The organism is Nostoc punctiforme PCC 73102 (assembly GCF_000020025.1).
Classification (GTDB): Bacteria; Cyanobacteriota; Cyanobacteriia; order Cyanobacteriales; family Nostocaceae; genus Nostoc; species Nostoc punctiforme.
In genome coordinates this window covers 2,365,628-2,389,728 of the sequence record NC_010628.1, presented here as the reverse complement: position 1 = coordinate 2,389,728, position 24,101 = coordinate 2,365,628, and the positions used below count along the sequence as shown (strand labels likewise).

The 24,101-nt window shown below is 41.9% G+C and carries 20 protein-coding genes and 1 pseudogene; 7 read left to right on the top strand and 14 right to left on the bottom strand.

The genetic code is table 11. From position 1 onward, the window contains the following. Positions 1-78 precede the first annotated feature (78 nt). The 4 genes from NPUN_RS09870 to NPUN_RS09855 form a co-directional block, all read right to left on the bottom strand. Positions 79-438 (bottom strand): type II toxin-antitoxin system PemK/MazF family toxin, encoded by a 360-nt coding sequence (locus tag NPUN_RS09870; RefSeq protein WP_012408617.1) that lies wholly within the window; start codon positions 436-438, stop codon positions 79-81. Next, positions 438-692, bottom strand: coding sequence for a hypothetical protein (locus NPUN_RS09865; protein ID WP_041565303.1), 255 nt, complete (start codon positions 690-692; stop codon positions 438-440). Before NPUN_RS09865 ends, NPUN_RS09870 begins: the two co-directional genes overlap by 1 nt. 120 nt (positions 693-812) lie before the next feature. After that, positions 813-1,520, bottom strand: coding sequence for a ribosome maturation factor RimM (rimM, locus tag NPUN_RS09860; RefSeq protein WP_012408615.1), 708 nt, complete (start codon positions 1,518-1,520; stop codon positions 813-815). A gap of 114 nt (positions 1,521-1,634) precedes the next feature. Beyond that, the gene (locus tag NPUN_RS09855) at positions 1,635-2,918 is read right to left on the bottom strand and encodes a valine--pyruvate transaminase (protein WP_012408614.1); all 1,284 of its coding nucleotides are present in this window, start codon (positions 2,916-2,918) and stop codon (positions 1,635-1,637) included. Positions 2,919-3,295: 377 nt separating this feature from the next. On the opposite strand from NPUN_RS09855, the gene NPUN_RS09850 reads away from it, so the two are divergent. Further along, positions 3,296-4,405 carry an S-(hydroxymethyl)glutathione dehydrogenase/class III alcohol dehydrogenase gene (locus NPUN_RS09850; RefSeq protein WP_012408613.1) on the top strand — a complete coding sequence of 370 codons (1,110 nt, stop codon included), beginning with the start codon at positions 3,296-3,298 and terminating at the stop codon, positions 4,403-4,405. A gap of 118 nt (positions 4,406-4,523) precedes the next feature. Here the strand turns inward: NPUN_RS09850 and NPUN_RS09845 are convergent, their stop codons facing one another. Continuing rightward, positions 4,524-5,390, bottom strand: a complete 867-nt coding sequence (locus NPUN_RS09845) for a hypothetical protein (RefSeq protein ID WP_012408612.1) — start codon at positions 5,388-5,390, stop codon at positions 4,524-4,526. A gap of 448 nt (positions 5,391-5,838) precedes the next feature. Between NPUN_RS09845 and NPUN_RS09840 the strand changes: the two genes are divergently transcribed. Both NPUN_RS09840 and NPUN_RS09835 read left to right on the top strand, forming a co-directional pair. Further along, on the top strand, positions 5,839-6,432 hold the full coding sequence (locus tag NPUN_RS09840; RefSeq protein ID WP_041565302.1) for a hypothetical protein: 594 nt from the start codon (positions 5,839-5,841) through the stop codon (positions 6,430-6,432). 334 nt (positions 6,433-6,766) lie between these two features. Then, positions 6,767-9,742 carry a CHAT domain-containing protein gene (locus NPUN_RS09835; RefSeq protein WP_012408610.1) on the top strand — a complete coding sequence of 992 codons (2,976 nt, stop codon included), beginning with the start codon at positions 6,767-6,769 and terminating at the stop codon, positions 9,740-9,742. Between the two features lie 359 nt (positions 9,743-10,101). Here the strand turns inward: NPUN_RS09835 and NPUN_RS09830 are convergent, their stop codons facing one another. Beyond that, positions 10,102-11,016, bottom strand: a complete 915-nt coding sequence (locus NPUN_RS09830; protein WP_012408609.1) for a DUF1338 domain-containing protein — start codon at positions 11,014-11,016, stop codon at positions 10,102-10,104. A 51-nt stretch (positions 11,017-11,067) separates the two neighbouring features. Next, on the bottom strand, positions 11,068-12,387 hold the full coding sequence (locus NPUN_RS09825; protein WP_012408608.1) for an acetyl ornithine aminotransferase family protein: 1,320 nt from the start codon (positions 12,385-12,387) through the stop codon (positions 11,068-11,070). Positions 12,388-12,710: 323 nt separating this feature from the next. On the opposite strand from NPUN_RS09825, the gene NPUN_RS40525 reads away from it, so the two are divergent. Further along, positions 12,711-12,956 carry a hypothetical protein gene (locus NPUN_RS40525; RefSeq protein ID WP_148220277.1) on the top strand — a complete coding sequence of 82 codons (246 nt, stop codon included), beginning with the start codon at positions 12,711-12,713 and terminating at the stop codon, positions 12,954-12,956. A 395-nt stretch (positions 12,957-13,351) separates the two neighbouring features. On the opposite strand, the gene NPUN_RS09815 is transcribed toward NPUN_RS40525, so the two are convergent. Continuing rightward, entirely contained in the window at positions 13,352-13,966 is a 615-nt protein-coding gene (locus tag NPUN_RS09815; RefSeq protein ID WP_012408607.1) for a CBS domain-containing protein, read from the bottom strand. Positions 13,967-14,065: 99 nt separating this feature from the next. Then, positions 14,066-14,152, bottom strand: a pseudogene (locus tag NPUN_RS44480) (NADH-quinone oxidoreductase subunit B family protein); the annotation flags it as partial. A gap of 370 nt (positions 14,153-14,522) precedes the next feature. Here NPUN_RS44480 and NPUN_RS09810 point away from each other — a divergent pair. Further along, a complete protein-coding gene (locus tag NPUN_RS09810; RefSeq protein ID WP_234711064.1) occupies positions 14,523-15,419 on the top strand; it encodes a transposase in 897 nt (298 codons plus the stop codon). Positions 15,420-15,492: 73 nt separating this feature from the next. Here the strand turns inward: NPUN_RS09810 and NPUN_RS09805 are convergent, their stop codons facing one another. After that, a complete protein-coding gene (locus tag NPUN_RS09805; RefSeq protein ID WP_012408605.1) occupies positions 15,493-16,143 on the bottom strand; it encodes a DUF938 domain-containing protein in 651 nt (216 codons plus the stop codon). A gap of 204 nt (positions 16,144-16,347) precedes the next feature. Here NPUN_RS09805 and NPUN_RS09800 point away from each other — a divergent pair, with 204 nt between their 5' ends. Then, positions 16,348-17,397 carry a J domain-containing protein gene (locus NPUN_RS09800; RefSeq protein ID WP_012408604.1) on the top strand — a complete coding sequence of 350 codons (1,050 nt, stop codon included), beginning with the start codon at positions 16,348-16,350 and terminating at the stop codon, positions 17,395-17,397. A gap of 6 nt (positions 17,398-17,403) precedes the next feature. Here the strand turns inward: NPUN_RS09800 and NPUN_RS09795 are convergent, their stop codons facing one another. From NPUN_RS09795 to NPUN_RS09780, 4 genes are read right to left on the bottom strand one after another with little or no spacing between them, the layout of a single operon-like run. Continuing rightward, the gene (locus NPUN_RS09795; RefSeq protein ID WP_012408603.1) at positions 17,404-18,525 is read right to left on the bottom strand and encodes an ABC transporter permease; all 1,122 of its coding nucleotides are present in this window, start codon (positions 18,523-18,525) and stop codon (positions 17,404-17,406) included. Between the two features lie 54 nt (positions 18,526-18,579). Continuing rightward, entirely contained in the window at positions 18,580-19,686 is a 1,107-nt protein-coding gene (locus NPUN_RS09790) for an ABC transporter permease (RefSeq protein WP_012408602.1), read from the bottom strand. A gap of 24 nt (positions 19,687-19,710) precedes the next feature. Further along, positions 19,711-21,663, bottom strand: coding sequence for an ATP-binding cassette domain-containing protein (locus NPUN_RS09785; RefSeq protein WP_012408601.1), 1,953 nt, complete (start codon positions 21,661-21,663; stop codon positions 19,711-19,713). Continuing rightward, the gene (locus NPUN_RS09780) at positions 21,660-23,039 is read right to left on the bottom strand and encodes an HlyD family secretion protein (protein WP_012408600.1); all 1,380 of its coding nucleotides are present in this window, start codon (positions 23,037-23,039) and stop codon (positions 21,660-21,662) included. Before NPUN_RS09780 ends, NPUN_RS09785 begins: the two co-directional genes overlap by 4 nt. A gap of 109 nt (positions 23,040-23,148) precedes the next feature. Between NPUN_RS09780 and NPUN_RS09775 the strand changes: the two genes are divergently transcribed. Beyond that, positions 23,149-23,787 (top strand): TetR/AcrR family transcriptional regulator, encoded by a 639-nt coding sequence (locus NPUN_RS09775; RefSeq protein ID WP_012408599.1) that lies wholly within the window; start codon positions 23,149-23,151, stop codon positions 23,785-23,787. Positions 23,788-24,101: the final 314 nt, after the last annotated feature.

Here is a 24,101-nt window from a genome sequence, read left to right as displayed (position 1 = left end):
ACTAAATTTCTTTGTTTTGGGCACAGCATGGAAAGCTATGTCTACAACGGGCGTAGCTGCGGCTATTAATTAATACTATCAATCGGCATTTTCTTCGTCAGAATTATTTAGTTGTAAAGTGTAATCTAATGCCACTTTTAGCATTAATAAATAATTAGGAGAAAGAGTTCCTAATTTTCGGATTAATCGCTGCCTATCGATAACAACTATTTGATAAGAAAGTACCACTGAATCTTGCGTTAAACCGCCTTCACCTGAAGGTATAACAATTGTCCCTGGTATAATAGCGCGTCGCAGATTAGTGGTTAAAGGAACTACTACAGATGTTGTTGTAAACTGAGCTAGTCGATCTCGCTGAACAATAATAACTGGTCGGATACCTGCTTGCTCTGAACCTCGGCTCGGATTTAAATCAGCTAAATAAACATCTCCTCGCATTAAACTGCGTCCTCTTGCTGAAGCTGGGAGAAATAATCAGTTAAAACGGATTCTGCAAAATCTAAATCTTCATCAGCAAACTCAGTTTTCAATGCAGCAGCCTCGACATCAGAAATAGCATCCCAATGCTGAGTTAGTTTTTTTTTCTGGAGAGAAATAGCAAAATTTAATACTTCTTCTTGAAAAGATAAGGGCAATTGGGACAATATTTCCAGTAGTTGGCTGTGAATAGTTGTTGTTGGTTTTTCGGGCATTGCCACATTTCCTAGATTAATAGATAGAGTATGTGCTCTAATTTTCTCATGCTTCAAGCTTTGCCTTCCCTTGAAGTATCCAGTACAGCAAAAATAGCTAGAGGCAGATCAATTAACGATCTAATTATTTATTTCCAACAACCCAGGCGGCGGCGTAATTTCAATGCGATTGGATTTCAAGTCTACTACTGGTGCGATCGCTTCCACAAATGGAATCAAAACCGTCTTTTGTTTTTTGTCAGTGGTGAAAGATGGGTGTAATTTTACTTCTAACAAATCATTGCCGGCGGGGATGATGTCTACCACTGTACCAACGAGTTCGCCAGATGCTTGCATGAAGACTTCCAAGCCAATCAAATCGAGGACATGATATTCATCTTCGGCTAATTGGGGGCGATCGCTTGCTGGCACCATTAACTTACAACCGCGCAATGCCTCCGCCTGATCGCAATTTTCCACACCAGCTAATTTGATCACATACAAGTTTTTGTTACTGATATAACGTCCTGTTAATAATTGGATTGGTTGTGGTTCTGTGCCATCTAAATGCAACAACCAACGTTTTCCCGGCACCTCAAATCTTTCGGGAAAGTCAGATACAGGATAAACCTTTAATTCTCCAGACAATCCTTGAGGGGAAACAATTTTACCAATTTCTAACCAGTTATCGAGATTAGGGACTGGGGATTGGGTATTGGGAACTATGGGTTGGGGATTAGGGGCTGGAGATTGAATATTTTGAATTTTTGAATTTCCTCCTACTCTCTTGCTCCTCTGCCCCTCTGCCCCTCTGCCTCCGATCTCTTTATTAGCTTCTTCGTGTTTCATTTCCATTTTTCCTACTAGTACAACACAGCGGAAATAAACCACCTCTTCTAAATCAATGAAATGCTTACGCTGTATTCATTTTTAATTTTTAATTTTTAATTCCGCCTTACGGTACTAGGCAGTCACCGCCGCACCTTTATAAGCTTCTTCAGCCACTTTTGCTAAACGTTGCATAGCAGTGGCTATCTCTTCATCTGTACCTGTGAGGCTGATGCGGAAACATTGGTGCTTGTGCGCCCACTCTTCCTCTAAACCGGGGAAGAAGGTGCTTCCAGGGACAATAATCACACCTACTTGCTTTAATTGCTGGTAAAATTCCCAATCACTGATGGGTAAATCCTCTAACCACAACCAAGCAAAAATTGCTCCTTCACCGCGATGGAGGAACCAAGGTAAATCCTTGGGCATCGCTTGTTCTAAGCTGGTTTCTAAAACGCTAAACTTATTTTGGTAAAAGGGACGGATGACAGTGTGAGAAATTTCTACTAAAGCGCCAGAATTGATTGCAAGAGCTGCGATCGCTTGGCCGTAACGTGAAGAATGGAGACCAATATTTGCTTGGAAACACTCCAGCACTTCAATCCACTTTTCATCCCCAATGGCAATACCAACCCTTTCTCCTGGTAATCCAGCTTTTGATAAACTCATGCAGTGTAAAATATTATCACCAAACACTGGTGTCATTTCGGTAAAATTCAATGCCGGGAAGGGAGGCGCATAAGCGGAGTCAATTAATACGGGCAGATTGTAAGGCGCAGCTAGGGCAGCAATCTTTTTCACCTCATCATCAGTGAGGACATTACCAGTGGGATTACAAGGGCGAGAGAAGAGGACACAACCCGTATCTTCTGTAATCGACAGTTGGCTGAAGTCGGGGCGATATTTAAATCGGTGGGCGGCTTCATCAATATCGAGAGTCGGTTTGTAAGCAATTAAGGCTTTTGGAACTAAGCAGATACCGCCGTAACCGGTGTAGTCAGGGCTGAGGGGCAAAACGATTTGTTTTAACTCGCCGCTAGGGGTGTAGCCACCGAAGCTATTCACAGCGTAGAAGTAGAGGGTTTGACTACCGGGGGTGATGAGGATATTGCGTTCGCTTAAGTTTAACCCGTAGCGTTTGTTAAAGTCGTTAGCGATCGCTTCAACTAATGGTGTATAGCCCTGACTTGAGCCGTAGCGACAAACTACTTCACCATATTCTGGACTAGCCAAAAGCTGTGCAGTACAATCCCGCCATAATTGCTCTACTTCTGGCAAAATCAACGGATTACCAGCACTCAAATTAATAAACTGCTGCCCTGCACCCGCTCGTAATGTCTCGATAATATCCTTCATGATTGCTCTTACGCCAGTCAGTTTGGACATTTGAGCGCCAATTTGAGTTAGGGCAGGGTTCATAAGCTGTGACAAAATAATGTATTAATCGAGAGGTGGACAAATTATTTGAGGGTTACTGCTGACATCTAGTTTACATCGTTGCCAAAACAGCTGTCGCCGCCTTAACCAATCTAGCGAGAGAATGATATTTTAACAAAGTCAGGACTTACACAAAAAATAGCTTAAACCTTAATTTTCCGGTAGGGTAATTCATGTAGACGCATTCGCGGAGCGTCTCGTAGAGAAGCGGCTACTACACGAATTCTCCAACGGAGTAGCCGCAGGGTATTGCCTTACGGCGTGTAGTTTTGTGTAAGTCCTAAAAGTAAAAAAATTCCCGTCTTGAAGCACGGTGGAGAATGTCAAATAACTATTAACTATATATAGGAGGGCTGAGGTTGCAAGTTAAAGCAGCAGTGGCTTACAGCGCAGGTAAGCCGTTAACGATTGAAACCGTTCAATTATCGGGACCACAAGCTGGCGAAGTGTTGGTTGAGGTGAAAGCCAGCGGGATTTGCCATACTGACGCTTTTACCCTATCTGGTGACGATCCCGAAGGTTTGTTTCCGGCTATTTTGGGGCATGAAGGTGCTGGTGTAGTAGTGGAAGTAGGCGCTGGTGTCACCAGTCTGAAACCAGGAGATCGTGTGATTCCCCTATATACTCCCGAATGCCGCCAGTGCGAATATTGTCTGAGCTTCAAAACTAATCTTTGTCAAGCCATTCGCTTAACTCAAGGACGGGGTGTCATGCCCGATGGCACCAGTCGCTTTAGCATTGATGGGCAGATGATTCATCATTATATGGGTACATCCACTTTTGCCAACTACACGGTGCTGCCGGAAATCGCCGTGGCAAAAATTCGGGAAGATGCCCCATTTGAAAAGGTTTGTTACATTGGCTGTGGTGTTACTACTGGTATTGGTGCAGTTATCAATACTGCAAAGGTGGAACCGGGAGCAAATGTAGTAGTTTTTGGCTTGGGTGGTATTGGTTTAAATGTCATCCAGGCGGCGCGGATGGTAGGGGCAAATATGATTGTCGGGGTGGATATTAATCCCAGCAAACGCGCCTTGGCAGAAAAGTTTGGGATGACGCACTTTGTCAATCCCCAAGAAGTAGAAGGTGATTTAGTTCCCTATCTGGTTGACTTAACAAAAGGCGGTGCTGATTACAGTTTTGAATGTATCGGTAATGTCAAAATTATGCGTCAAGCATTAGAATGTTGCCACAAAGGTTGGGGTGTCAGCGTGATTATTGGGGTTGCTGGTGCTGGACAAGAAATCAGCACTCGTCCTTTTCAATTAGTAACTGGGCGCGTTTGGAAAGGTTCAGCATTTGGAGGTGCGAGAGGGCGTACAGATGTGCCGAAAATTGTTGATTGGTATATGCAAGGCAAAATAAATATTGATGATTTAATTACTCATGTGATGCCGATTGAACAAATTAATGATGCTTTTGAATTAATGCACAAAGGTGAATCAATTCGGAGTGTGGTGACTTTTTAGCTGTTAGATTCAAAGCTTTTTCTTAAAATCAAATTAGCAGTAGGAAAGTATATCTGTCAGTTGTGTCAAATTAAGCTAAAACACAAGATAAAATTTCGTGTTTTAGCTTTCCTTGCCCTCAATTTTTAGAAACTTCTGGACTGCGAATAATGATATGTCCCTTATCACTTTCTTGAATAGCTAAAACTGACGGTAGCTCATTAGGCTTTGCATTTGGGGGCAATGCTCGAAACAAATAAATCCAGCCTCCACGTTCTAGGAGTAAACGCCAGACTCTCGGCTCTTTTAGATTGCTGATATCATTATCTTCCCTGCCTCGCAAGTCATCAAATAAACCGCGATCGCCAATTATGCGGTAGCCTTTCAAGGAAGGGTCGGTAAATATATCATCAAGCTTACGCCCTACAGCAAACTTTTCTTCAGGTGTAATTAAGGCTACAACAGGCAAAGTAGAGTTTTGACCAGCGTCTCGTCGTGCATCTGCAATGCCTTGCCAACGAGCTAACCAAAATATCACTATTAATACCCAGGATACTATTACTATCTCATTGACTAGCGATCGCAGAAATTCAACTGAGCGCAATTGCCCAAAACCAAATTCAGCTAAAGATTTAAGCTGTTTAGCTGTCCATGAGCGTTTGTATTGAGTTGCAGAGATGATGCGACTCAGTAGTAATTGGCTTGCAGAGACTACCGTTTCACTGATGATTTTAATTAACCATAATGTAGCCTGAATTGCGATCGCAGTGATAAAAAAAGCGATCGCAGTTTTGCAGATTGTCCAGCCATCTCCGAGAAATATTTGCAGGGGAACTATCAAAAAAGACTGTGCAGGTAAGTCGAGGGTATTGAGTTCTAGTTGAAAAAAGTAGAAATATGACCAACGATAAATCCAGCCTGCAAAGAAAAGCGCCGCACCCAGCAAGCCAAGTACACTGGTGAATTTACCTAAAATATTGGTTTCCGGGTTGGGGGTTTGGGTCATAGGGGAGATGGGGGAAACAATGTAGGGTTTTTCGTTTGCATATAATACACTCTGACCTCTCTCCTCTTAGGCTACGGTGTACACACAAGTCATTCGATCCCCCTAAATCCCCCTTAAAAAGGGGGACTTTGACTCTAGTTCCCCCCTTTTCAAGGGGGGTTAGGGGGGATCAAGCCAGATTTTGCACTCAGTACAAAGATGTGTGTACACAGTAGCTCCTCTTAAGCGAGAGGCTTTGAATTTTACTCGCCCTCTCTTTTGGGGAAAAAGGCTTTAAATCTTACTCCCCTTCCCTTGTAGGAAGGGGTTGGGGTTAGGTCATATTCCACTCAACTGCAAACTGTTACAGGTAAATAATCAGCTTATTTTAGTGATTTTACGGAAATTATATATATGTCTTTGAAGTTTAATGAGAAAGTTAAATATAGTCAAATATACTGTTAAAGCCATGAAAGCTTTTTTCCAGGGATGGGTTGTAGCAATCTTAGTAATAGCAGCAGCGATCGCAGGAAACATCAAAACTGTAATTGGTCAGGATGTCAAGAAAGAAAATTTCTTGTTGGCACAGACACCAATTAATGCAGATGAATTAGAACTTGCAGTGGCATTACCAGAGTTAGCAGAAGTAATGCTCAAAGGGGGTGAGTCAAGCAGTGGTCGAGTCATAGGAATTGATGCACAAGGACAAGCACTATCAATTCGGCGTAATGACAAAACTACCACGATTCCTCTGAGCCAAATTCAAAGAGTAGTTTTTAAGAATGGGGCATTGGTTTACAGAAGCAATGGGCGGCAAATTATCCGGGGTGAGCGCGATCGCCCCACAGGTAAACTAGTAACTTGGAGTGGTATACCCCTGAATACTTTTACTGTCAAAAATTCTACTCAGGGTCAAGCGGTGGTGAAGCTGAAACCACCTGTAGTTTCTACAGAACAGTTGCAGGGTATTCAGTCAGTGGCGAGAAATCGGCAATATGTGGTAGATGAAATTCAGTTCAATTCGCAACAAAGAACGATCACCATTCTGGCAAAACCTTATTAATCGTGAATTATTTCAGCAAGCCGTTTTTCACGATTCGCTTCAACGTTAGTAACAACAGCTTCAGCATTAGTAACAACGGCTTCAGCATTGATAATAAACACTTCAGTTGTTTTAACAACAGCTTAAGCATTTCTTATAGCTACTGAAGCATTAATAACAAACGCTTCAGTTGTTCTAACAACAGCTTAAGTATTTCTTATAGCAACTGGAGCGTTAGTAACAAACGTTTCAGTTGTTTTAACAACAGCTTAAGTATATCTTATAACAGCTTCAATATTCCTAACAACGGCTTCGGCTGATGCTCAATGGAAACTGATTATATCTGTAATATTTTATGAAAAAAATTTTCACCAGTCTTTTTGCTGTGGGCGTTTATCTAACGCCTATAACAGTAATGCTGATGGCTCAACCCACTTGGGGACAAACTCAAAACTCGCGATCGCAAGAAGCAGAAAAACTGCTAGAGCAAGGAATAAAACTGACACAGCAACAGGAACACCAAAAGGCAATACAAATATTACAGCCAGTTCCAACTATGGCACAGGAACTTAAAGACCAAAAACTGGAAGCAACCACACTGCTTTGGCTTGGGTTTAACTACGACGATTTAGGAGAAAAGCAAAAAGCCCTCGATTTTTACAACCAAGCTTTGCCCCTATATCGTGCAGTGGGCGATCGCGCAGGTGAAGCCACCACTCTCAATAACATCGGTGCAGTCTACGACGATTTAGGAGAAAAGCAAAAAGCCCTCGATTTTTACAACCAAGCTTTGCCCCTATATCGTGCAGTGGGCGATCGCGCAGGTGAAGCCACCACTCTCAATAACATCGGTCGAGTCTACTCCGCTTTAGGAGAAAAGCAAAAAGCCCTCGATTTTTACAACCAAGCTTTGCCCCTATTTCGGGCTGTGGGCGATCGCGCAGGTGAAGCCACCACTCTCAATAACATCGGTCGAGTCTACTCCGCTTTAGGAGAAAAGCAAAAAGCCCTCGATTTTTACAACCAAGCTTTGCCCCTATTTCGGGCTGTGGGCGATCGCGCAGGTGAAGCCACCACTCTCAATAACATCGGTCGAGTCTACTCCGCTTTAGGAGAAAAGCAAAAAGCCCTCGATTTTTACAACCAAGCTTTGCCCCTATTTCGGGCTGTGGGCGATCGCGCAGGTGAAGCCACCACTCTCAATAACATCGGTCTAGTCTACTCCGCTTTAGGAGAAAAGCAAAAAGCCCTCGATTTTTACAACCAAGCTTTGCCCCTATTTCGGGCTGTGGGCGATCGCGCAGGTGAAGCCACCACTCTCAATAACATCGGTCGAGTCTACGACGATTTAGGAGAAAAGCAAAAAGCCCTCGAATTTTACAACCAAGCTTTGCCCCTAATTCGGGCTGTGGGCGATCGCACTGGTGAGGCTCGCACACTCAATAATATCGGTGGAGTCTACTCGGATTTAGGAGAAAAGCAAAAAGCACTCGAATTTTACAACCAAGCTCTGCCTCTTTGGCAGGCTGTGGGCGATCGCGCAGGTGAAGCCACCACTCTCAATAACATCGGTGGAGTCTACGACGATTTAGGAGAAAAGCAAAAAGCACTCGAATTTTACAACCAAGCTCTGCCTCTTTGGCAGGCTGTGGGCGATCGCGCAGGTGAAGCCACCACTCTCAATAACATCGGTCGAGTCTACTTTGCTTTAGGAGAAAAGCAAAAAGCACTCGATTTTTACAACCAAGCTCTCCCCCTAATTCATGCAGTGGGCGATCGCGCAGGTGAAGCTATCACATTAGGTAATATTGGTGTACTCTTCCAAAGTACAAATCGACCAACCCAAGCCATTACTAATTTAGAGCAATCTCTCAAAATCAGCTTAGAAATGCGCCGAGGTTTGCAACGAGAAAATCGCCAAAAGTTTTTACAGCAAAACGGTGGAAGTGCAATTTCTACTGCTTTAGTCGATGTCCTGATTAATCAAAAGAAATATGCTCAAGCCTTTGAATGGGTTAACCTATTCACCACAGCCGACCTTGCTGATTATACTCGCCTGATTAATGCCAAAGTTGCCAACCCAGAAGCACAGCAGAGCCTTAACGATTGGAGTAAAAAAAATCAACAATTGGAAGCACTGCGACAACAACTGCAAAGCGATCAATCCGAAAGCCTACCCCAACAAATTCGACAATTAGAGGCACAAGTTTACTCAGAAGCCGAAACTATCTCTCGCCGCTTTCCTGAAGTAGCAGAACTATTTGAAACTACACCCGCAGATATTAAAAACCTGACATCCTTCATTCCCGCAGGAACAGTTATAGTCCAACCCGTCTTGCTGACTGATGTGAGAGATATGCCTAATAATGTCGCCTTTTTTATCTTTACCAAAGGTGAGTTGAGTGTTATTAAAAAATCTATTGAACCCACTAAGTTTAATAAACTTATTAGCGATTACTTAAACCAGGTACAAGACGAAAGTGATTCTGATTACCTTGAAACTGGCAGCGAACTTTATAATACTCTTATTCGTCCTATCGAAGACAAAATTAAGGCTTTATCACCTAAACAACTGAGTATTATTGCTACTGGTAAACTACGTCATTTACCTTTTGAGAGTCTTTACGACAGTAAAACTAAGCAATTTCTAATCGAGAAATATCCTGTCAATTATCTCACTCGTATTTCCAATAATTCCTTACAATCTCTAGCTACGCAAAATGCCATATCCCGCAAATCACAGGCTGTTTTAGCATTTGGTAATCCAGTAACCAGTGACCCGCAAAATCTTCCAGGTGCAGAGTTAGAAGTCACAAAGATTAAAGAAATACTGCCAGACAGTGAAGTTTATATCAATAAAAAAGCTAGCTTGGAAAACTTTAAATCTCAAGCATTGCGCTTTTCCTTTTTGCATTTAGCAACTCACGGCTGTTTTCAAACTGAAGATTGCAAAAAAGTCAAGTTAAAAACTAATACGTTACTATTTGCTGATAAATCCCTAGACATTGCTGATGCTGCTCTTTTAGGTTTACAAGGCACACAATTGATTACTCTCAGCGCTTGTCAAACTGCTGTAGATACTAATTTTAATGGCGCAGGAATTACAGGAGTTGCTTATATATTTGAGCGGGCTGGTGCTAAAGCTGTGATGGCTAGTTTGTGGGCGGTTGATGATGAAGCAACTCAGCTATTGATGGTTGATTTTTATCAGAATCTCAAGCTGGGTATGACGAAAGGGGAGGCTTTGCAAAAAGCTAAGTTGAAGCTAATTGCAGACCATCGTCATCCTTTTTATTGGTCGCCATTTGTGCTGATTGGCGATGCACGGTAAAGTAATTCGTAATTCGTAATTAAGCCAGTAGAGTTTGTTACGGCTTTAGCTCGACTTTATCCAAAATTAAGAACTTAGTTTTCTTTATCCGGCAAAACCTTAGCTATTTTGGCAAATACTTTTTCCACTTTATAGATCAATACAGTTCAGATAAGCCCAAAACCCTCATGTAGAGACGCGATAAATCGCGTCTTAAAATACCAATTATCTACACCAATAACCCTTAACTGAACCGTATTGCTTTATAGATTCTTGATGAAGTAAAAAAAGTAAAACTACTGTCCCATAAAGGTTTCAGCAATAGCGATCAAAATGGCTAAAGTCGAGTTTAGAGGTTGTTTGAAAAGTCCTCTTCTGAGCTATTTAGATAAACGAGTCATTTCAAACAATTGCTGGGCATTACTTCCTAAAAAAGCATCAAAAAGTATCTGCTTTCCAGGCTCGACTTCGACTGGATAACGCTGGGCAATTTCATAATAGGCATAAGTCCAAGGGATCTGAATTTCTACGCCACTGTTATCATCTAGCACTGTCACCATTTCTGTTACAGCTTGAGTTGCAGTTTGCCGCAAACCACAGGCAACATTTCCCTCTATCTCTGCTTTCATTGGTACACCCAGATGAGCCAAACCACTAGCGGTAGTATCAATGTCTGGATATTCTGGGGTATTCTGTCCGTTGACGTAGCCTGTAAAATGGTTGACACCATATCCGTGCAGCAACACCCAAGCCCCATACTGAGTAACCTGATTGACCTCTTCGACAACAGAACGCCTGGGAGGTAGCCAAGGACGGGTGAAGACTTGCTGAAGTTGTTTGGCAATGGTTTCAATCTCCGCGTCTTTTTTGAGAAGAGTAACGGGTGAGGCTAGTTGGTGTGGGATTGCAGATACTGTTTTAGAGATGAGTTGAGCAATATTAGCAGGCAGTTCATCAACAATCAACTCGCTAATAAAGAGTTTGGGTAAGTTAAATTCCTCTTGCTGCGGATGGCGATAATAACGGGCATATAGATGAGTTTGAGCAAAATTATACTCTCCAGCCGCCACGTAACCCAAAGCTTCTGCAAATTGTGCGAGATAGTCAATTCCCAAATTAACTTCACCCTGTGGACTATCTACTAATAAACGCAAAGACCGAAAGGCGATGTGGTCGTTGGCAACAGTCCCACCCGCAGTAGTTATCATTTGCTGGTAGGTACGGGCATGATTGACTCTGGCGCTGTATTCTTGCCAAAGTAATTGCCATAAATTTAAGGCTATTTCGGGTTTCATATAAATTTGTCATTTGTCATTGGTCATTGGTCATTTGTTATTGATCATCTTTTAAGAAGTTAGAATGTTGCTGATAATCTGAAGGGCTATTTGAATTTGGTCGCTGTCGATAACTAGAGGGGGACAGAAACGAATTGCTGCTTTACCGCAACCTAGTAATAATAAACCGCGTAAAAAAGCTTCTTGAATAATGCGATCGCGCAATTCACGATCTAGATTACCTTGTTCATCCAATAAATCCACTGCAACCATCAAACCTTTACCTCGTGGCGGCGATACTCTCGGAAATCTTTGGTGCAACTCACTAAGGCTAGCTTGTAAAAGTTCTCCCATTTGGGTAGCGTTTGCCATCAAACCACTTTCTAACAATCGCAGTGTAGCAATACCGGCAGCACAAGCAACGGGATTTCCGCCAAATGTAGTAGCGTGAGAACCAGGAGGCCAAGTCATTAACTCAGGTTTTGCAAGTATCGCTCCTAATGGCAAACCACTGGCGATACCTTTAGCAGTAGTAATAATATCAGGCATCACTCCCCAATGCTCGATCGCAAATAAGCGACCTGTCCGCCCCATTCCCGCTTGCACTTCATCCACTACCATCAGAATACCGTGGCGATCGCAAATATCCCGAATCCGTTTTAAAAAACCATCCTCTGGTACGATATAACCACCCTCTCCTTGAATCGGCTCAACTACAATCGCGGCTACTTCTTGCGGTGGTAAAATTGTCCCAAATAGCTGTTGTTCCAGGTAATCTAAGCTGGCGTGAGTCCCATAAGGGATATGAGTTACCCCAGGAACTAAAGGCCCAAAATTCGCTCGCTGCACTGCTTTAGAACCCGTGAGAGACATTGCCCCATAAGTGCGTCCGTGAAATGCGCCTAAGAAAGCCACAATTAGCGATCGCTTGGTGTAATATTTAGCTAGTTTTAGCGCTCCTTCATTTGACTCTGCCCCAGAATTGGTGAAAAATACTTTTGCCGGGAATGCACTGTTACCCTGTGGTTGAGGAAAAGGGGCGCGAATCGCTAGTTGTTCCGCCAGTTCCACCATCGGTTCATAATAAAAATCTGTCCCTGACATGTGCAGCAGACGTTCGGATTGTTCTTGAATTGCTTTGACGACTTCCGGGTGGGCGTGTCCGGTGGCGGTAACAGCAATACCTGCGGTCATATCCAGAAATACATTGCCATCCACATCTTCTACCATACAGCCTTGTCCGCGAGATACAACTAACGGATAATCACGGGTGTAAGAAGGGGAAGTTACGGCGCGATCGCGCTGTACAATTGCTTGAGCAAGAGGTCCAGGTAAGGAAGTTATTAAATGGGGTATACGAGGTAAATTTAAGTTAATAGGGATACTTAACATTATTTTTTCGATTTTTTAAAGATTACTGATGATTAAACGCTAAAGGTTGATTGCTGACAGTATCATTTGATTCCATTAGTGTAGGAATTACGCATTTAACGAAAAATTTAGACTATACGTCAGCGATTGGGGAAAAATACAGAAATCCTCAGAGGTATTTAACGAAAAAGCTTCATAGTAAAGACTTTCGTATTTTGGTAAGACTTTGCCCGTTTTTATAACACAACTTTTGCGATCGCGTCATATTATATTTTTCATTAACAGGAAAACTGCCAGAAAGTGCTATTGAGCGCCAAGATAGCAATAAGCGTTCAATTCCTTCGGTGGAATTAAACGATCGGATTAGCGATCGCGTTAATCAAGCCATTCTCCACGCAATGGAACTACAACCCGACAACCGTCCCGAAACAGTAGAAGACTGGTTAAAAGAATTGGGTTGGAGAAGAAAATTTACTTTTCCTAGTTTGGGAAATAAACGTTTACAGGTACTGCTAGCAGCAATCCTCGCAGCTGGCGAACTTGCAACTAAATACGTAATAACAGCCAGCTACGCCCCACGCAAAAGTTAGATCGGCGATCGCATTTGTTACTTTTGCAAGTGCAATAGTTAGATCGGTAGTCGTATTTGTTGCTTTTGCGAGTCCAAAAGTTAGATCGGTAGTCGCATTTGTTGCTTTTGCGAGTCCAAAAGTTAGATCGGCGATCGCATTTGTTGCTTTTGCGAGTCCAAAAGTTAGATCGGCGATCGCATTTGTTACTTTTGCGAGTGCAATAGTTAGATTTGCAGTCGCATTTGTTACTTTTGCGAGTCCAAAAGTTATATCGGCGATCACCTTTCGTCAATTTCTGCATCAAGCGATGCAGGATTCTACGTGGGGATGGGTGATTGTCTGCATTGGATTAGTCGCAGCCCCACTGAGTGAAACTATGGAAAGATTTTTTCATAACTATCTCAGGTCAACCACTAGACCCGATTGTCATAAATTTCTTTAGCTTGTGGATATTCATCGCAATATTCTTCAAAGGCTGTTTTCACGACTTTCTCGGCCCGTTGATGTGCTATTTCGGCTTGTAATTCCTCGATCGCATCCCAAGCAACAGCACATTCTTCTGAATAGATGCCTTGGCGATCGCAAACGATATGAGCTTTTTTAATTTCGTCCTGAAGCTGTTGTTCTAGCTGGAAAGTATGGGGTTGCTCAAGAAAGTTAATATTAGCTAGAATGTCAACCAGGGAAATAATACCCAGTAGTTCGCCCTGAATAACGGGCGCTCTCTGCAAATTATGGTCGGCAAATAACCGCGCTACGTATTCTAAAGAAAGTTCAGGATTGACAACTATACAAGGCTTGGTCATCACTTCATGAACACGCACACTAAAGGGATCTTTACCATAAGCAATTACTTTATATACAATATCCTTTTCAGTAATCATCCCGTAGGCATCCTGTTTATGGCGGCGATCTACAACCAGTGCTTTCCAGTCCCTTGCTCTCAAGAGTCTAACTGCTTCAGCCACTGTTGCTGAACTGTGAATCGTAGCAACATCTCTAGTCATAATGTCAGATGCTTTCAACATAATTGCTTCTAAAATTATTTTGTGATTGCCTCACTTTCAACTTAGATAAAGAATCTGAGTAACTTGTGAAGTTAATCAAACTTGATAAATTCATGTCCTTCTAAGTAGAACAGGTTCGGCACTACCTAAAGGATTGTGTAGAGCAGTAACATTACCAGTAACAGCACAATCACCAAAAAAGACAAGTTCGCTTCTGGAATGCCCTGAGTCTTGAATTATAGACAAATAGTTAGAGGAACTTGTGAATAGCTTGGATAGTTTTCTCATCAATTGCTTTCCAAGCTATAGGAATCCGTTTTTATTTTTGTTCGCGCAGCGTGGCGTAGCCATACTTACTTGCGTGGGAAGGCAAGAGGCAATAGGAAAGAAGGTTTTTTGAGTTGTACGGAGTTTTTTCACGCAATCAAATATGAGTCCTATATGTAGCCTTGAGGTAGCAAAGCAGAAAGTAGCCAGAAAATTTACATATCTGCAATTATTTTGAATTGAATTATATCCACTAAGAAATTAGACTTGTCGGGAAATAAGAGAGAATAGACAGCAGTGGTAGGGAAGAATGATGCTGAATATTGAAGGTGCGCTGAAGCAAGACCGACTGTTGAGGGCATTAACTGGGTTGAACCGGAAAGCATTTGATGCCCTTTTGCCCACGTTTACCACGATGTACCTAGATACTCAACAGGCCAAGCCTCGTCAACGTGGCCTGGGTGGAGGACGCAAAGCCCGCTTACTTACAGCCCAAGACAAATTGTTTTTCATCCTTTTCTATTTCAAATGTTATCCGACCTTTGATGTGGCGGGACTGCTCTTTGATATGCATCGCTCCCAGGCACATGAGTGGATGCATCGATTGCAGCCAATATTAGAAGCGGCTTTGGGACAGAAGATGGCGCTGCCGGAACGCCATCTCCAAAGCATTGAAGCATTTTTGTCACGCTTTCCAGGAGTGCAACGAGTGATGATTGATGGGACAGAACGCCCAATTGCGCGACCTCAAGAAAGAGAACAACAACAACAGAATTACTCCGGTAAAAAGAAACGTCATACGCGTAAACACTTGGCGGCAGTTGATGAAACCAAACGGGTCTTGATCTTAAGCAAAGCACGAGAAGGCAAACTGCATGACAAACGTTTTCATGACGAAGATGACATTGCAGGTAGTGTGCCTGATGAAATTCCGATTGAAGTAGACTCGGGCTTTCAGGGATTACAGAAGCAGTATGACAATCTCCATCTTCCTCACAAAAAGCCCAAAGGGGGCAAGTTAAGTGACCTTCAAAAAACGGAGAATCGTCAATTGAGTCAATCCCGTGTAGTTTGCGAAAATGCCTTTGCTGGTGTGAAGCGCTACAACGCCGCCAGTGTCATTTATCGTAATCGGATTGAAAACTTTGATGACCATTTGATGCTGACCGCAGCAGGATTATGGAACTTCTACTTGATGGCTGCTTAAGAGAATCCCAATTACAAGACCAGCATTGCCTCACTTATCTTTTATTTCCCGACAACTCTATTATTTCCAGGAATTATTCATTAGCGGAACGTTCAAACACGACTGAAAGATTATTGGCTGGCATTTGGTAAATCTGTTTCAAAATGAAATGTTCTGCCCTAGCTGCTACCACTACATCATCCAAGTTTCGCACACCCCATTCTTGGTTTTGGGCGTGTAAATATTCGTCAAAAGCTGCATTACTCGCTGCTGTATGTTCGCCACCTTGTTTGAAGGGGCCATACAAATAGAGGATACCTCCTGCTTTTAGGATACGGCCTGCCCCTGCCATTAGCCCCAAACAGGCTGACCACGGTGAAATGTGAATCATATTAATGTTGACAATGGCGACAATTGGCTCTCTATCAAGCCACTGAGTTACTTCCCCTTGCTCCACAGCCCAAACTGGCTCTCTAACATCTAGCTCAAGCGGTGGATAAACGTTATCACAGGCGTTGTGTTCAGTCCATGCACTAATGCTGGCTCGTAACTCTAAATTTGCATCTGTTGGTAGCCACTGGCGAGGACTTAATCTGGATGCAAAAAAGACTGCGTGTTCACCAGTACCACTTGCTATTTCTAAAATAGTGCCACTTTCGGGTAATACCTGCAAAAGTATTTCTAGAATTGCTTCTCGGTTGCGCTCAGTTGCTGGTGCGTATTGTCGTGTGTCTTGTGGTGTCATTCTTATCGTGATATTTTATAATTTTTCTCGCATAGTGCGCTTCCCGATAGTAACAATATATATGATCTGACCTATGCCCATCACAGAAATTCTTGACAAAAAAAGTATCCACCGTTCATGTATTATCACTAGATATGTTCTTTTCGAATTGACAAAACAACTTTGACAATTACATTTTAAACCTTAAACTTACATACGTGTTTCATGGCTCGCAAAAAATCACTTCCATTACAATCAACTGAAGTAACTCCATTAGCCCTCTCTCAATTACATATCCGCTTGGAGTTTTTAGAAACAGAACATAAATCGCTACTTAAGCAGATTAAGAGAAAGCGAACGGAATTGAACAATTTTGTCGAGCAAATGCGAACTTTTGCCACAGAAATATTGCATCAAGCTAGTCCCCACGTTCAAAAAATGGCTGAGTTAGACCGAGATATTCATGCTCTATTTGATGAAATTTTTACCACTAGGAAGTTTGGCAAACAAACCATCAAAAATATAGAGGCAGTTTACCTTGAACTCCAGTTGACAGGGATTATTAGTCCAAATGCAAATCGCAAACAATTCAATACAGAGTTAAACGAACTATTTAATAATTCCGAATCCGAATCAGATTTTTCAGACGAAGCGGCTGAAGGTAGCCATCAATATTGGCAAGCACAACAGTCTGTAGAATCTCCCTCTGTAGCGAGAACAGAGGATAAGAGAAAAATTCGGGAAACATTTCTCAGATTAGCTGAAATCTTTCACCCTGATAAGACAAGAGACAGCGAGACACAGATATATCATACAGAAATCATGAAATCAATCAATAAAGCCTACCAAGAAGGAGATTTGGCAAGACTTTTAGAAATTGAGCGAATTCAGCAGGTGGGAGAAGTTATTGATTTTAATAACGAGGATGATTTAACTCGTAAATGTCGAACTATAGAACAGCAAAATCAAATTCTCCTCACTCAATATGAAAACTTGAAACGGGAACTACGTTTAGCAAAAAATACTCCAGAAGGAACTATGGTAAGTGATTCTCGGAAAGCTGCTAAAAAAGGCATTGACTCTATATCTTTGATGCTAAAAACAATAGAATCTCAAATGAATGTTATTTCTCAAATCCGCGATTTTGTCAAGGACTTTAGAGAGCAGAAGATTACTATCAAAGAATTTCTCGGTGGGCCACCAACTCCACACTCCTTAGACGAAGAAATTATGGAAGATATTCTTGAACAGATGTTGTTAGAATTAATGAGATAGTACAGTTTAACTTAACTGACTCCGAAACTTATGAACACTAATAGTTAATAAAACAACAGCAAAACCAAGCAAAGCTAGAACATTCAACCACAGCACATCTAAACCAACTCCTTTGAGTAAAATACCTCTAACAATAGTAATGTAATGACGAAGTGGATTAAATAGAGAGAGGAATTGAAATAAAGGAGGCATGGATTCAATAGGAGATATTGCTCCAGAAGTTTGGATCATTGGTAAATTTATAAAAAAAGATGTGAGTAATACTTGTTGTTGAGAACCGCAAATAGTTGCCAGCATAATGCCTAAACTAATTCCTACAAATACATACATACTTGATAAAGCAAGAAAGAGCAAAAAGCTTCCACGGAAGGGTAGGCTAAATACGATTGTTCCCAAGGTTAAAGCTAGTAGCACATCTCCCATGAGCAGGAATGCCAACGGGATAATTTTAGCTAATAAAATTTCCCAATTGCTAGAGGGAGTCATTAACAATTGCTCTAAAGTTCCTGTATCTTTCTCGCGCACAACGGTTACTGCTGATACTAATGTGCCGATTAATGTCAGGACTAAACCCATAACTCCCGGTACAAAAAACCAACTACTTGTAAGCCCAGGATTGTAAAGAAAAACGACTTCGGTTGAAACTGGCGGACTGATTTGACCCTGTGCCAAACTGAAATTATATTGTTGGATAATTTGATTAACATAGTTAGCAGCAATTCCGGCTGTATTTGCATTCACTCCATCGATAAATACTTGAATTTCTGCTGATTTATTAGCTAGTTGGCGGGGGAAATTTGGTGGAATTATTAGTCCTACATCTAGCTTACCTTCTTCTACTTGACGGCTTAAATCTTTTTCACTTTTTGGTACACTTTCTAAGTTAAAAGTGTGATTGGATGTCATTGCTGAAACTAGTTCTCGACTGGCGGAGATATTAGCATAGTCAATTACACCCAGTCGTAAATTATGTACATCCGGGTTAAGTGCAAATCCGTAAAGCAATAATTGTACTGTTGGTGGCACAATTAATAAAACAATCAATTGCCTGTTTCGCAGAATTTGATTAATTTCTTTACGCACTAATGACCACAATGGACTATCAAATAATTGCCAAATATATTTCATATATGATTAAGGCTGATAACTAACTACCAATGACCAATGACAAATGACTATTGACTATTGACTAATTTGCATTCGACTTAAAAGCCGACGCGCTACGTTAAAAAATACAAATCCCAAAACTGCAAGCATGAGTAAGTCAAACCAAACTCCTGTCCATCCCGTACCACGCACAAAAGCGTCACGGGTGATATCAATGTAATAACGCGCAGGAAATACGTTAGGTGTTAGTGAAAGGGGAAAAGGAATATTACTCAGGGGATAAATAAAACCAGATAGTAATAAAGATGTAATAAAACCGACAAGAGAAACAATTTGCACTGCGGAATTTTGGTTACTGCTACGTACCCCTACAAGTAAACCAAAGGAAACACTATCTATTAAAAAGAGTAGAGTTCCTATTAATAAAGTGATCGGGTTACTAATTATGCCGATATGAAAAATTATTGACCCTAATCCCATGACTATTAAGGCTTCTGTAATCGCAATTAGCAGATAAGCTAGTCCTTTGCCAAGTAACAGTTCGGTTGCACTAATGCTAGAAGCATAGACTTGTAAAATTGTACCTTTTTCTTTTTCACGTACCATTGCGATCGCTGTTAGCAATGAAGGAAAAATCCACAAGACTACACCGTAGGTTCCCGGCACAATGTACAACGACTCCAATCTACCAGGGTTAAACCACAAGCGGACTCGCGGTGTAACAATATTTGTATCTGGTATTAATCCTTGGTCTCGCATGAAGAAATTAGTTACTCTTTGAATGCTACCTCTAATTACACGAGCATTATTAACATCTGTGGCATCAATTAATACTTGCACCTTGGCATTTCTACCAGCTTGAATATCTCGGCTAAATTGGGGAGGAATAACCACTGCCGCTTTTGCAATACCCCTGTCAATTGCATCTCGTGCCGGATTACCACCTGACCATTGTTTAGGTGTAAATTGATTGGTAGCATATAAACGCTCAATATAGCTGCTACTCAGGTTTGTGCGGTCAAAATCCTGCACAATCAGGGGAATATCCTTACTTTCTAAACGAATCGCAAACCCAAAAATTAATAGAGTTAAAAATGGCAATAAAAATGCTAAACCTAAAGTTAAGCGATCGCGCCGAAATTGCGCTATTTCCTTTACACATTGGGAAAAAATTCTTTTCATTATTTATTCTCAGTTTTTATGTCCCTAATCTCTTACCGCACGTTCAACGATACCAATAAAAGCATCTTCCAAAGAGAAAGGAATGGGACGCAGAGATTCAATAGTCAGGTGTGCTGATTTTAAAAGCTGAGTTATTTCGGGAATTTCTTTTTCCGGGCGATCAAGAACAATGTGTAAACTATCGGCAAAAATCGAGACACGCCACGAATCAAGATGCTGTTTAAGTATCTTGGAGGCGGCTTGATTTTGGTTAACGATAATTTCTATAAGTTGTCCTGGTTGAGAAGCTTTGATAGAACTAGGTGAACCTTCGGCGGCGATTTCCCCGGCTACCATAAAACTCATGCGGTTACACTGTTCAGCTTCTTCTAAGTAGTGCGTTGTCACTAAAATAGCTGTACCATTGCGGGCAAAGTCATTAATCAGCTTCCAAAACTGACGACGGGCTAAAGGATCTACCCCGGATGTCGGTTCATCGAGAAATAAAATATCTGGTTCGTGCATGACAGAAGCGCCAAAAGCTACTCGCTGCTTCCAACCACCGGGTAATTGTCCGGTAAGCATCTGTTCTTGTCCCTCTAAGCCACAGGTAGCAATTACCCAATCAATCTTTTCTCGCCTCAGTTTGCGGGGTACGCTGTAAATCCCGCTATAAAACTCTAAGTTTTGCAGAATTGTCAGATCGTCGTAAAGAGTGAATTTCTGGCTCATATAACCGATACGTCGCCGTAAGTCACGACTACGCAGATTTCCTGTTTCACCACCGAGGGAAATATCACCGCCACTAGCTGCTAGTAATCCACACAGCATTTTGATGGTAGTTGTTTTTCCGGCTCCATTGGCACCTAAAAGCCCAAATATTTCGCCATAGCGTACTTCGACATTAACGTTTTTGACTGCTTGGAAGTTACCAAATACACGGTTGAGATTGTGAGCGTAAATAGCAATTTGATCGGGAGAATTTTGAGGTTTGAATTGTTCCCTATTTCCTCCACGAGAACGAGGAAAGGACAAAAATTCTGGTGCTGAACCTTGTTGTCGTAGACGGGTGACAAAGACGTTCTCTAGGGTGGGTTCGCCACGTTCAATACTGGGGTGATGCTGTTGTAGTAGTTGATTTACCTGGGTTTCACCGAGAGTCACATCTTGAACGAGAACATCCAAGCGATCGCCAAATGTCTGTACATCGACTATATTTGTCTGCACATTCTGCAAAAGAAGTTTCTCGGCTATCTCCAGATTTGCTGTTCTGACTTCTAGGCGATGTAAGCCTAAATTGGCGCGTAATGCTGCGGGTGTACCAATTTCGTGAATTTGACCACTATACATCAGTGCGACGCGATCACAGCGTTCGGCTTCATCTAGATAAGGTGTGGCGACAACAATTGTCATCCCATCGGCAGAAAGTTCTGCTAATACATCCCAAAATTCCCGGCGCGAAACTGGATCAACCCCTGTAGTAGGTTCATCTAGTAACAGTACGTCGGGCTGGGAAACCAAGGCACAACACAGCGCCAGCTTTTGTTTCATCCCGCCGGAAAGTTGACCCGCCAAGCGATCGCCAAATTGTTCCAAACTCATTAATTTTAAGTATTTCTGGCGGCGTTCTCGTAATAAATCATCACTCACTTGGCGCAATCCCGCCGCATAACGCAAGTTTTCATCAATGCTGAGATCCAAGTACAAGGAAAACTGTTGTGTGAGATATCCCGTCCTTAAACGTGCGTCCCTTGCCGGCTGACCAAATACTTGCACTTCTCCCGCCGTCGCCTCCATCACCCCGCCTAAGATGTGAAAGGTAGTAGTTTTACCAGCACCATCAGGGCCAATTAACCCAAACATCTCACCCTGATTGACAGTAAAATCAATTCCCCGGACAGCGATTAGTTGTCCATAATGTTTATGTAAATTACTAACTTTAATAGTAGTGGTTGAGTGATTAGATAATTGCAGTGGTTTAGGAGTTGATAATTTCATTTGCTGACCTCTTTATCCTGCAACGCAATCTCTGCATCTGCTGGCATTCCAATTTTGGCACAGGGCAAATCTGAACCAGAGTAAGGGTTTTCTGGATTAAAGCAGCCAGGAGGGTTTTGTAACTGAATCCGCACACCTACTACTTGCCTAACCCGATCTTTTTGGAAGTAGATATTTTCTGGGGTAAAAGAGGCTTGAGGATCGACAGCAATCACTTTGCCCATAAGGGGTTTTTCCAGCGCAGAATCAAGAAAGATTTTGGTTGTTTGTCCTAAGCGCACTTTCCCAATATCGCCTTCGGGAATAAAACCTCGCAAATACACTGTATTAGGGTCAACTACTGTCAAAATTTTGGTTTGGCTGCTAACTACAGTCCCGATCTCTGCACTACGGGCAGTTACTACCCCATCTAAAGGACTAACAACATTTAAATCTTTTTTCGAGTCTGCTATTTGGGTCAGAATTTGCTGTTTTGATGCTAAAGCATCTTTTACTTTGGCGTGAGCAGATTTTACCTTTGCTTGGGCAGATTTTAGTTGAGCAAAACTCTGATCTTTTTTTCTGTTTAATGCTTCTATTTGGGCATTGCGAATACCAGGATTGAAACTTGTAGTTTTAGCTTGGGTTAATGCCCCGGCAACAGCGCGTAATTGTTCTTGTCCAGCATTTACGGCTGCTTTTCGTGCTTCTAATGTGGCTACTGCTGTGTCAAAGGTGGTTTGTGCTTGGTCAAACTGTTGTTGATTAATAGCACCTTCTGTTACGAGTTTGGCATAGCGATCGCGATTCATTTTCGCTAATTTTACTTCTGCTAGTGCCTGCTTTGTCTGTGCCTGCGCTTGTAATAATTGTGCCTTGGCTGTCGCTACATTAGATAGTGCCTGTTGAACTCGTCCTTGGGTATCTCCTTGGGATTGGTGATAATTAAGTTTTGCCTCACTGATTTGGCTATCAATTTGTTCAATCCCACTTTCTACTTGAGTAGCATCGGAAATTGCTTGCTGTTCATCAGATTGAGCAGATGCAACCCTAGCCTCAGCACCCCGCAGTTGTTCTTGTAGCAGTTGGTCGTTACTGTCATCCAACTTGATTAATTCTTGCCCCTTTTTTACTGCTGCCCCTTCCCGGACTGCAATTGCAACAATTCTTCCCGAACGCTTCACCCCAATTTCAGTTTCGTAACCCTCAATCCTTCCACTCACCTTCAGTACATTTGCTGCTCCTTGTTGTTGACTATGCCACAGTAAATAACTGATACCACCTGCTATAACCAGCAACCCTAGGAACAAAAAAATCAGTTTCTTCCGTTCCTGCTTAGATGGTGGCACAGGAACATTTATAATCCCTTCTGGAGATGTCGAGGCAGTCTGAGACATGATACCACCCTATATTTTTATCATTAAATATTTACTGGAACTATCATACTAGACTGTATGGTATGATTCTCCAATAAACAAGAAATATGTAAAAAAATTTACGTCAAATATGCCCAAAACCTCTGGTTCCCAACCTGAAACTTTATCTCGTTTAAGAGCCATGACTCAAAAACAGGAGCAAATTTTGCAAGGAGCCATGCAGGTATTCTTGAGGGATGGCTATGCTGGAACCAGTATGGATCGGGTAAGTGCGGAAGCCGGAGTATCTAAGCAGACAATATACAGTCACTTTCAAGATAAAGAAGGATTATTTAAGGCGTTGATCGAAAGAGTAACAATTGCTAGTTTTCAGGGGATTTTTTGTACAGAAGATCTGCATGGTGAGCCAGCAATTTTGTTGCGTGAAATTGCTGAAACCTATTTAACAAAAGTTGCCGAGAATTCTGAATACTTAGCATTATTCCGCTTGATTATCACCGAGTCGCAACGCTTTCCAGAATTGGCAAAATTATATACTCAAACCGTAATTCAACGGGGACGGCTATTACTGAGCCAGTATTTAGCTTCTCACCCAGAATTAGGCATTAGTGACCCAGAAGCAACAGCGCAAATCTTTTTTGGCTCACTGGTATCCTATGTGATGGTGCAGGAAATGCTATATGGCAAAGAAATGATGCCATTATCACGCGATCGCATTTTAGATAGTTTAATGAGTTTGGTACTCGCCCATACAAGCAAAGATCACTAAAAGAATTGGGCGTTGCTGATTAGTGGGATGATTTTTGTCTCACGCAGAGACGCAGAGGCGCAAAGAATAAGAGTTTGAGAGATTGAAATTTTAATTTTCATCCTCATATTCAGCAACGCCAAGAATTGAAATTGAACTTAGTTTTGAAGTAGCGCAGTCCGTTCAATAAAGAAAACTGGTAGCCCTGGGATAACCGTTTGGGTAGAAAAAAGTAAAGCTATAGTGTTAAAGCAAATCCCCTTTAACAGCTATTATTTGTATTAACAATTATTGTTCGGTTTACCGAACCGAGAAATGCGAGTAAACCGTAATAT